The organism is Acetivibrio sp., from assembly GCF_035371925.1.
Classification (GTDB): domain Bacteria; phylum Bacillota; class Clostridia; order Acetivibrionales; family Acetivibrionaceae; genus Hungateiclostridium.
On record NZ_DAORXT010000106.1, the window covers coordinates 1 to 9,259 of the forward strand.

7 protein-coding genes and 5 tRNA genes are annotated in these 9,259 nt (G+C 38.8%); 6 read left to right on the plus strand and 6 right to left on the minus strand.

Annotated features, from left to right (window positions below; translation table 11 throughout):
• Positions 1 to 78 precede the first annotated feature (78 nt).
• Positions 79 to 921 (minus strand): diaminopimelate epimerase, encoded by an 843-nt coding sequence (gene dapF, locus PLH43_RS11830; RefSeq protein ID WP_324363359.1) that lies wholly within the window; start codon positions 919 to 921, stop codon positions 79 to 81.
• A gap of 214 nt (positions 922 to 1,135) precedes the next feature.
• Between dapF and PLH43_RS11835 the strand changes: the two genes are divergently transcribed.
• From PLH43_RS11835 to PLH43_RS11860, 6 genes are all read left to right on the plus strand, one after another.
• Entirely contained in the window at positions 1,136 to 1,834 is a 699-nt protein-coding gene (locus PLH43_RS11835) for a glycosyltransferase family 2 protein (protein WP_324363361.1), read from the plus strand.
• Positions 1,835 to 1,847: 13 nt separating this feature from the next.
• Positions 1,848 to 2,195 carry a DUF2304 domain-containing protein gene (locus tag PLH43_RS11840; RefSeq protein WP_324363363.1) on the plus strand — a complete coding sequence of 116 codons (348 nt, stop codon included), beginning with the start codon at positions 1,848 to 1,850 and terminating at the stop codon, positions 2,193 to 2,195.
• Positions 2,196 to 2,489: 294 nt separating this feature from the next.
• Entirely contained in the window at positions 2,490 to 3,455 is a 966-nt protein-coding gene (locus PLH43_RS11845; protein WP_324363365.1) for a glycosyltransferase family 2 protein, read from the plus strand.
• A 94-nt stretch (positions 3,456 to 3,549) separates the two neighbouring features.
• On the plus strand, positions 3,550 to 4,332 hold the full coding sequence (locus PLH43_RS11850) for a hypothetical protein (RefSeq protein WP_324363367.1): 783 nt from the start codon (positions 3,550 to 3,552) through the stop codon (positions 4,330 to 4,332).
• Positions 4,333 to 4,629: 297 nt separating this feature from the next.
• Positions 4,630 to 7,428, plus strand: a complete 2,799-nt coding sequence (locus tag PLH43_RS11855; RefSeq protein ID WP_324363369.1) for a phospholipid carrier-dependent glycosyltransferase — start codon at positions 4,630 to 4,632, stop codon at positions 7,426 to 7,428.
• A gap of 24 nt (positions 7,429 to 7,452) precedes the next feature.
• Positions 7,453 to 8,430 carry a glycosyltransferase family 2 protein gene (locus PLH43_RS11860; RefSeq protein WP_324363372.1) on the plus strand — a complete coding sequence of 326 codons (978 nt, stop codon included), beginning with the start codon at positions 7,453 to 7,455 and terminating at the stop codon, positions 8,428 to 8,430.
• A 159-nt stretch (positions 8,431 to 8,589) separates the two neighbouring features.
• On the opposite strand, the gene PLH43_RS11865 is transcribed toward PLH43_RS11860, so the two are convergent.
• From PLH43_RS11865 to PLH43_RS11885, 5 genes are all read right to left on the minus strand, one after another.
• Positions 8,590 to 8,674 (minus strand) — tRNA-Tyr (locus PLH43_RS11865).
• Between the two features lie 3 nt (positions 8,675 to 8,677).
• A tRNA-Thr gene (locus tag PLH43_RS11870) sits at positions 8,678 to 8,753 on the minus strand.
• Between the two features lie 17 nt (positions 8,754 to 8,770).
• A tRNA-Asp gene (locus PLH43_RS11875) sits at positions 8,771 to 8,847 on the minus strand.
• Positions 8,848 to 8,850: 3 nt separating this feature from the next.
• A tRNA-Val gene (locus PLH43_RS11880) sits at positions 8,851 to 8,926 on the minus strand.
• Positions 8,927 to 8,933: 7 nt separating this feature from the next.
• Positions 8,934 to 9,008 (minus strand) — tRNA-Glu (locus PLH43_RS11885).
• Positions 9,009 to 9,259: the final 251 nt, after the last annotated feature.

Below are 9,259 nucleotides of genomic sequence, written 5' to 3' on the forward strand. Positions count from 1 at the left end.
CTCCATTCTATTTTTATCCTTCCAATGGTCTAAATGTTGCCAAGTAAGGTATTTTACATCTTTGGACCTATGGAAAGTTTAAAGACACTTCAAATCAATTTCACCTTCAAACACCTTTACAGCAGGCCCTGTCTTATATACGTGATTGTCCTTCTCATTCCATTCCACTATGAGGTCTCCCCCCAAAAGCTTTACAGTTGCCTTCCTTTCGCTGACACCGTTTAGTACCGATGCCACTAATACGGCACAGGCACCGGTTCCGCAGGCCAAAGTCTCTCCGGCTCCTCTTTCCCAAACCCTCATTTTAAGAGTGGTTCTGTCTATCACTTCCACAAACTCTGCATTTATCTTTCTCGGGAAAAGGCTGTGAGTCTCCATCTTGGGCCCGATTTGCTCAAGAGGAAAAGCATCTACATTATCAATATAGGATACGGCATGGGGGTTGCCCATTGATACGCATGTAACCTTAAACTCTCTTCCGTCCACGCAAACAGGCTCTGCCTTAAAAATCTCTTTATCGCTCAACACAGGTATATTCGCAGGTGTTAATATAGGCTCTCCCATATCGACTTTTACAAGTTTTACTTTATTATCTTGCATAAACAATTCAAGAACTTTTATTCCTGCCAGTGTCTCTACGGTTATAACATTTTTATTTGTCATCCCGTTGTCAAACACATATTTTCCCACACATCTTATCGCATTTCCGCACATTTCGGCTTCAGAACCGTCCGAATTAAACATCCTCATTCTAAAATCCGCTTTATCCGAGGGCATTATCAGCACAAGGCCGTCGGAACCAATGCCAAAGTGCCTGTCACTGACTTTTTTCGCAACTTCCGAAGGGTTTTCTACAAATTCTTCAAAGCAATTTACATATATATAGTCGTTCCCCAGCCCGTGCATTTTAGTAAACTTCATTTTGCAACCTCCCAATTTAAAACTTGCATTTTTCATTGTACTCATTATAACATACATTTCTCATATGGCAATACAAAAAAAAGAATTTTTGTGCATTTATTATTGTTTTTGATACAAAATATAAATATACTTTAAGGCCAATATGAATTCTTTTTAAGACAATATTAATTCAAATATTAATTCATTTATAACATATTCATGGAGAGGTGAATAAATGAAAATTCTCGTAATAATTCCTGCATACAACGAAGAAGCTACAATCAAAAACGTTATCCAGCGAATAAGTCTAAAAATGCCGCAAGCGGACGTTCTTGTGGTAAACGACGGTTCAAAAGACAATACTTCGCTTGAGGCAAAAAGAACCGGTGCCAAAGTAATAGACCTTCCCTACAATCTCGGAATCGGAGGCGCAATGCAAACCGGATACATATATGCCAAAGAAAACAACTACGATATTGCCGTTCAGGTCGATGGCGACGGACAACATGACCCTTCGTATATAAAGGACTTAATTGAACCTATCATTAGCAATTCGGCCGATGTAGTTGTCGGGTCCCGTTATATCAGCAAAACCAATTACAAATCATCGGTATTTAGAAGGATGGGAATGATTTTTTTCTCTTTTTTGGTAAGTATACTGACAAACCAAAAATTCAAGGATACAACCTCGGGCTTTCGAGCTGTAAATAAAGATGTCATAAATTATTTTTCCAATCACTATCCTGTAGATTATCCTGAAGTTGACGTATTGGTCAGGCTCAAAAAAAGGAATTTCAGAATTGCCGAACTCCCCGTTGAAATGCACGAGCGTCAGGGAGGCAAATCCTCCATTACAACCTTTCGTTCATTGTATTATATGTTTAAGGTAAGTCTTGCCCTTATTATCGGTACATTAAGGTCTTCCGAGGAATAGAGAGGTGATTTGAATGATTATAAATGTTTATTCCTTGTCAATAATGTTCAGTGTGTTCTTTTTATTGCTTGTGATTGAGCTGGTAAGAAAAAACAAACTTCAGGAGCGCTACTCCCTTTTATGGATACTCATGAGCATCATCCTCCTTGTATTATCCAGTACCCCGGTTATTATTGAAACTGTTTCCCGGTGGCTGGACATAAAAAATCCTCCGTCGCTTTTATTTTTATTCGGCCTAGGGTATCTAATTTTATATAATTTAGGTACCACTGTAACAGTGTCAAAACAGTCGGAAAGAATAACCCGCCTCACCCAGGAACTTGCCCTTCTTCGCCAAAAAATTACAGAGAAGGACTCCTAGTAAAATATAAATTGCTTATTACCCATAATACTGCTATAATATAGACATATACTTATATATTTTGCTTTTAGAGCTTGATATTCTATCTTGGAATTTGAGTTATGTTTTTGGTTATTTCGTCAAAATAATCAAAAACTTTATTTTCGGCCCGAGAAATATATTGTTTTTACGGAGGATATAGGTTTTTTTGGACCTTCGTTGACAAATTAAAAATTTTTTTGAAATTTTATTTGACAAAAAGACGATATAAGTCATATAGCGGTATAAGTCATATATAGAATATGGGAGATAATTATGAGTACATATTTAATTTCAGTTGCAATTCCAATATACAATGAGGCAAAACAGATTTATGAAAACATAAATATAATTCATAAAATTCTGACTGAAAATAATATTAATCATGAGTTCATCCTTGTAGACGACGGTTCCCGTGACAACACCTGGGAGGAGCTAAAAAGGTTGTCCCACGATCTTCCTAATGTCTTTGCCATAAGCCTTAGCAGGAATTTCGGCAAAGAAGCCGCTCTTTGTGCGGCCTTGGAATCTGCTCACGGCGATGCCTGTGTGATTATGGATTCCGACCTTCAGCATCCTCCGGAAATCATTCCCGAAATGGTACGCTTGTGGAAAGAAGAAGGTTATGACGTTGTGGAAGGTGTAAAGTCCTCAAGGGGTAAGGAAAGTATCGTATACAAAGTTGGAGCCCATTTATTCTATTCAATACTTGAAAATTTTTCGGGCTTTAACTTTGACGGTGCATCCGACTTCAAGCTTCTTGACTCGAAGGTTCTAGCTTCCTGGAGCACCATGCCGGAACGCAATACTTTCTTTAGAGGTATGTCGGCCTGGCTTGGATTCAAAAGGACCTCCATCCCCTTTGAGGTAACAGAAAGAAAGGAAGGACAATCAAAATGGTCCACTTTAAAACTTTTCAAGCTTGCGATAACCGCAATAACATCTTTCTCTTCGCTTCCGCTTCAGCTGGTTACATTAATGGGCATATTATTCCTCTTCGGCTCCTTTATATTGGGCATTAATACTTTATACATGAAGTTTAAAGGTGTCGCTGTAAGCGGCTTTACCACGGTTATCCTGCTGCTTTTGATAGTCGGCAGCACATTAATGATAAGCCTTGGTATTATAGGTACTTATATTGCAAAGATATTTGACGAAGTCAAGTTCAGACCGAGATTCATAATAAGAGAAAAAGCAGAAAGTACAAGGAAGGAATGTATAAGTATCGACACCAACGGTTGATGTAGCCTCTGCCAATTAAATGTAAATTTTGATTCTGTTTTTAAATTTTTATTTATATATATTTTTCTTTATATTTTTTTGGAGGTAGATAAAAGTGTTGAAAAAACAAATTGCAATTCTAATTACAGCAGCTTTACTAATAACAGCTACGGTTATTTCCTATGCTAAAATTGACAACTATCTTTTTAACGGCTCCTTTGAACAACTGATAAAAGAAGCACCGGCAAACTGGACTATGGATTCCTACGACAAATCCGCTGGTGCAACAACTTTTGAAGTTCAAACCTCAGACCCTCAATTGGGAGAAAAATATGTAACCATTACCAACAATGTATTAAACGACAGTAGATATGTCCAACCCGTCAAGGTTGAAGCAAACAAAAAGTACAAGCTATCCTGCTACATAAAAACTGAAAATGTAAGCGAGGAAGGCGCAGGTGCAAACCTTTCCATAGCAAATCAGACAGTAACATCAAGGCAAATCAAAGGGACAAGCAATGGCTGGGAATATGTTGAACTGTACGCTGCTACTGAAAGCGGTGTCGATACAATAAAAGTTACTGTCGGTCTTGGAGGATATAGTGCAATGAGCACGGGAAAAGCATCTTTTGACAATGTAGTTATGGAAGAAGTTGAAGAAATACCCGAAGGTGCACCCTGTGCTGTAATGAACTCTGCAAATGCCGGCAGCGATACTGATGCCGACAACAATAGCGGCAATAACAGCGATAACAGCAATAATAACGGCAATAACTCTTCGCCTCAAAATAGTGAAGGCAATTCGGGTAAAGTTGTCGTGATAGTATTGATTCTTTCCGCTGTTGCTACAGGTGTTGCTGTTTTCAACACTTCCAGAGCAAACAAAAAGAACAACTGAGGCTATACCGGCATCAATGGTATTGACGGCAGTCAAAGCTCTTTAATTTTGATAATATTAAAATAGCGATATGTATTGTTAAAGAATATTAGACAAAAAATTACATAATCTATAACATAAATGCAAAAGTCCGATTTTCACCTTTCCTGCATTTATGTTTAAATATTTTATCATAGTTTATAAATTTGTGGGGGTGCTTACAAAGTGTCGAAAAAACATTTAATGGTCTGGTTAATACTACTATTTTCTATGCAGCTTATTTTTACCTCTTCCGTGTTTGCACAAGGAGAAAACCTTGTGAAAAACCCGGGATTTGAAGAAGGAGACCAGGAAAGCTTATATTTCTGGCAGACTGACTGTTGGGAAAAAGCTCAAGGAGTTACCGAATTTCTTGTCGACGAAAACGTGTACCATTCAGGCAGCAGAAGTGCATGCATAGTCAACAATTCCGCCAACGATTCAAGGTACAAGCAGCCAATCAAAGTAAAAGGAGATACATATTATAGAATATCCTGTTGGGTAAAAACAGAAAATGTTGGAGATGAGACCAAGGGAGCCAATATTTCTGTTGAAGGCGGCTTGGAAACTTCAAGGGATATTCGCCAAACAAGCGGGGACTGGGAGTATATCGAAGTATATGGCAAAACCAGTCCAAATCAAGAAACCGTTAACCTTACCATAGGTCTTGGAGGATACGGCAATATCAATACCGGTAAAATATGGATTGATGATGTTGAAGTTGTAGAACTGGATAGCCTTCCTGCCGGGAAAACATCAATCAGCTTGGATCCGAACTATTCCGGAGGAAACAATCAGAATTCATCCGCAAGTAGCGGCAGTAAAACACTCTTGATATTGGGAATAGTATTCTTCTTTATTATCTTACTTGCAGTTATATTCTTTATTTTCTTCAAAGACAAAATACCCGTCCTTAGTCAAAAGCTCAATGCGAATAAGACAGTAAGTCAAAGCAATAATGATGATGAGAAGTGGATAAAAGTCAAGTTTGACAAGATTGATTTTATCATAATGGGTGTTATGACCCTCATTTACCTTTGCATTGCCTTGTATAACCTTGGAGATTTTAAAGTTCCCACCACATCATGGGAGCCAACAATTCCCGGCGAGTACTTCACTATAGAGCTGGACAAGGAAACCACTCTGTCAAGAATATATTACTACTCCGGACTTGGCAGCAATAAATATAGTCCTCAGTCCAAATTAAGGGTTGAATATCTTGATGAAAATCAAGAGTTCAAACATCTTACTACTATTGAAAAGAAAAATATCTTTATATGGGAGTTTATTGACACAGCTCCGGTAACCACCAAACAACTCAAGTTTATCGTGGATTCTACAGGCGGTGCGTTCAATGAAATAGCTATAGTTGAACAAGGAAGCACAGTGCCCGTTGAAAATATCAAAGTCGTTGACTCCGTATTGGAAGATAAAAGCAAAGCTACAATAGAAAATCTTTTTGACGAATCGGACAAGTTCGCGTTCAAGCCTTCTTACATGAACGGAATGTATTTTGATGAAATTTATCATGCAAGAACAGCTTTTGAACATATTCACAGAATGTCCCCTTATGAAACGACTCATCCTCCTCTTGGTAAGATTTTCTTGGCACTGGGAATTCTTGTGTTTGGAATGGTACCTTTCGGTTGGAGAATAGTCGGCACTCTGTTTGGTGTCGCCATGGTACCTGCAATGTATGTTTTCGGAAAGAAGGTTTTCCGTGACAGATTTTATGCTTTCGCCACCGCATTCCTTATGACGTTTGACTTTATGCACTTCAGTCAGACACGAATAGCAACTATAGACAGCTACGTTACTTTATTTGTTATACTAATGTACTATTTCATGTATGACTACTTTATAAACAAGTCATACAATACCACCCTTAAGGAGTCCTTAAAGCCTTTGTTCCTTAGCGGACTGTTCTTCGGACTTGGTGCCGCCAGCAAGTGGATTGCTATATACGGTGCTGCAGGACTTGCTCTTCTGTTCTTTATAAATAAGGGAACAGAGATATGGGAATATAGAAATATTGCATCCGGAAAATCCAAAAATAAACCCCTGTGGATTAACAGCTACCCTTCAAATTTAGCCATTACTATAGGGGCATGTGTTGTATTCTTTATTGTAATTCCTCTAATAATTTATATCTTGTCATATATTCCTTATATGTTGGTACCTGGGGACAACAAAGGAATCACTGTGTTCTATGAAAACTCTATTGATATGTTAAAATACCACTCCGAACTGGTGGCAGAACACCCATACCAGTCTGCATGGTGGGAATGGCCTATAATGGTCAAGCCTATGGCATTTTACTTTGGAAGCAACCTTGAACCCGGCATGACTTCAAAAATATTTACAATGGGTAATCCGGCCGTGTGGTGGGTTGGACTTCTGGCACTCTTGATAGTTGTCATTTGGGCTCTTTCAAAACTCAACAAAAATCTTATTGCACTGTTTATTTTAGGAGCATCAACCTTTGGATATATCGCACTGCCAAAAAGCATTTTGGCAAGCAAATTTGGACCGGAAAACGTAGAATTGCTCTGGGCCTTGATTTTCTTCGCAATGATTGCAATCTTACTTGTGCTGTCAAAACTGGATGTAAACATTTTAACTACCTGTATCGTCTCCTCTGCTGCATTCGGTACGATACTTTATCTCTTTAAAGATGTCGAAAGAGGAGATGCATTCTTGAAAGCTTCCAGCACGCAGCTTATTATATGGTCATGTCTGGCAATATGTATAACGCTGCTGTTTATCGGTATGTACAGGTATGACAAGAAAATGCTGGTGCCTTTGGCGGGACTTATATTCCAGTACGTACCGTGGATTGCCGTCCCGAGAATTGTATTTATATATCACTACTTCTCCATTGTGCCGTTCTTAATATTGTTAATTGTTTATGTTCTTAAAAAAGCAGCCGATAAATATAGTGGCATGAAGTATTTTGCATTTGTTTATCTGGGAATAGTTTTGGGGTTGTTTATACTCTTCTATCCCGGATTATCAGGATTGGAAGTTCCGGCATCTTATATGAAGTACCTTAAATGGTTTGATACATGGTATTTCTAAATAAAAGAATTGGAGGCAAATGAAATGTCAGATAAAATTGTATGTTCTGTTGTTGTACCGCTATATAATGAAGAGGAAGTAATTCTTGAAACATATAAAAGGCTTAAAAACGTTATGGAGTCGTTAAATGAGCCTTATGAAATAGTATTTGTCAATGATGGAAGCAAAGACAAAACAGCAATTATAGCCAATGAAATATGTAACAAGGATAAAACCGTAAAGCTGGTAGATTTCGCAAGAAATTTCGGCCACCAAACCGCAATAACTGCGGGAATGGATTATTCTGAAGGTGAAGCCATTGTTGTCATCGATGCCGACCTTCAGGATCCTCCGGAGCTCATTCCTGAAATGATTAAAAAGTGGCGTGAAGGTTATGACGTTGTGTACGGAAAAAGAAAAGAAAGAAAAGGCGAAACCTTTTTTAAGAAGTTTACAGCAAAGGTGTTCTACCGCTTCCTAAGAAGAATGACCGATGTGGATATTCCGGTTGACACCGGAGACTTTAGACTCATAGACAGAAAGGTCTGTGAGGCTCTCAAGATGGTTAATGAGCGCAACAGATATATTCGCGGTATTATAAGTTGGCTTGGCTTTAAACAGACAGGAATTGAGTTTGTGAGGGATAAACGTTTTGCCGGTGAAACAAAGTATCCGTTAAAGAAGATGCTGAAGTTTGCTTCCGATGCCATTACATCGTTCTCCTACAAGCCTTTAAAGCTGGCATCATACTTTGGAATTTTGCTCTCATTTTGCAGTTTCGTATACCTGATTGTAGTTATTTGCATGAAGCTTTTCACAGACCATGTACAGCAGGGCTGGGCATCAACCGTTGCAATTAATCTGTTCTTCCATGGAATTACTCTTATCATTCTTGGCATCATGGGAGAATACATAGGAAGAATTTATGACGAAGCCAAAGGAAGACCTTTATATATCGTAAGACAAACCAGAAACTTCTCCGAAGACAAGACGGACAAGATAAACATCAGGAAAAACAATTAAAAAGTAAATTTGAAAAATATCCAACTAAAAAAGCTAAAATAAAAGCTGGGAAAATGTTCTCAGCTTTTATTTTATACTTTTTTTATTGGTATCTTCTTCATTCAATATTAGCAAAACGATTATGATAAAAAAGCGAGTACTTCGTACTCGCTTCTTTTATGGTGGAGGGAGATGGATTCGAACCATCGAAGGCGGAGCCAACAGATTTACAGTCTGCCCCCTTTGGCCACTCGGGAATCCCTCCATATGGAGCTGGTGGACGGAATCGAACCCCCGACCTGCTGATTACAAGTCAGCTGCTCTACCTGCTGAGCTACACCAGCTTATATAAAATTTTAAATGGCGACCCGGAAGGGGCTCGAACCCTCGACCTCCAGCGTGACAGGCTGGCATTCTAACCAACTGAACTACCGGGCCATGTGGTGGGCACTATAGGGCTCGAACCTATGACCCCCTGCTTGTAAGGCAGATGCTCTCCCAGCTGAGCTAAGCGCCCGAAAATATGGTGACCCATAGGGGACTCGAACCCCTGTTACCGCCGTGAAAGGGCGGTGTCTTAACCGCTTGACCAATGGGCCATATAATAATTATATAATATAATATTTATTAGTTACTGCATTGTTTACATACCGTTAAGCAATCTGACAAAGTATATTTTAGCCGGAACCTAGCAAAATGTCAAGTAAAAATTTATTTTTTTAAGTTTCCAATTTCTTAAGAGGTTTTAAAAGGAATCTTATGACTGCTGAGCGTCACAAGCTTCCTTTTTTTACCTGGTGAGCCATCCGCGACTCGAACGCGGGACACCATGATTAAAAGTCATGTGCTC

Excerpts from the sequence above, each read along its gene's own strand:
- PLH43_RS11840 (WP_324363363.1), top strand. The coding sequence starts at position 1,848 with ATGATTATAAATGTTTATTCCTTGTCAATAATGTTCAGTGTGTTCTTT.
- dapF (WP_324363359.1), bottom strand. The coding sequence starts at position 921 with ATGAAGTTTACTAAAATGCACGGGCTGGGGAACGACTATATATATGTA.
- PLH43_RS11835 (WP_324363361.1), top strand. The coding sequence starts at position 1,136 with ATGAAAATTCTCGTAATAATTCCTGCATACAACGAAGAAGCTACAATC.
- PLH43_RS11860 (WP_324363372.1), top strand. The coding sequence starts at position 7,453 with ATGTCAGATAAAATTGTATGTTCTGTTGTTGTACCGCTATATAATGAA.
- PLH43_RS11845 (WP_324363365.1), top strand. The coding sequence starts at position 2,490 with ATGAGTACATATTTAATTTCAGTTGCAATTCCAATATACAATGAGGCA.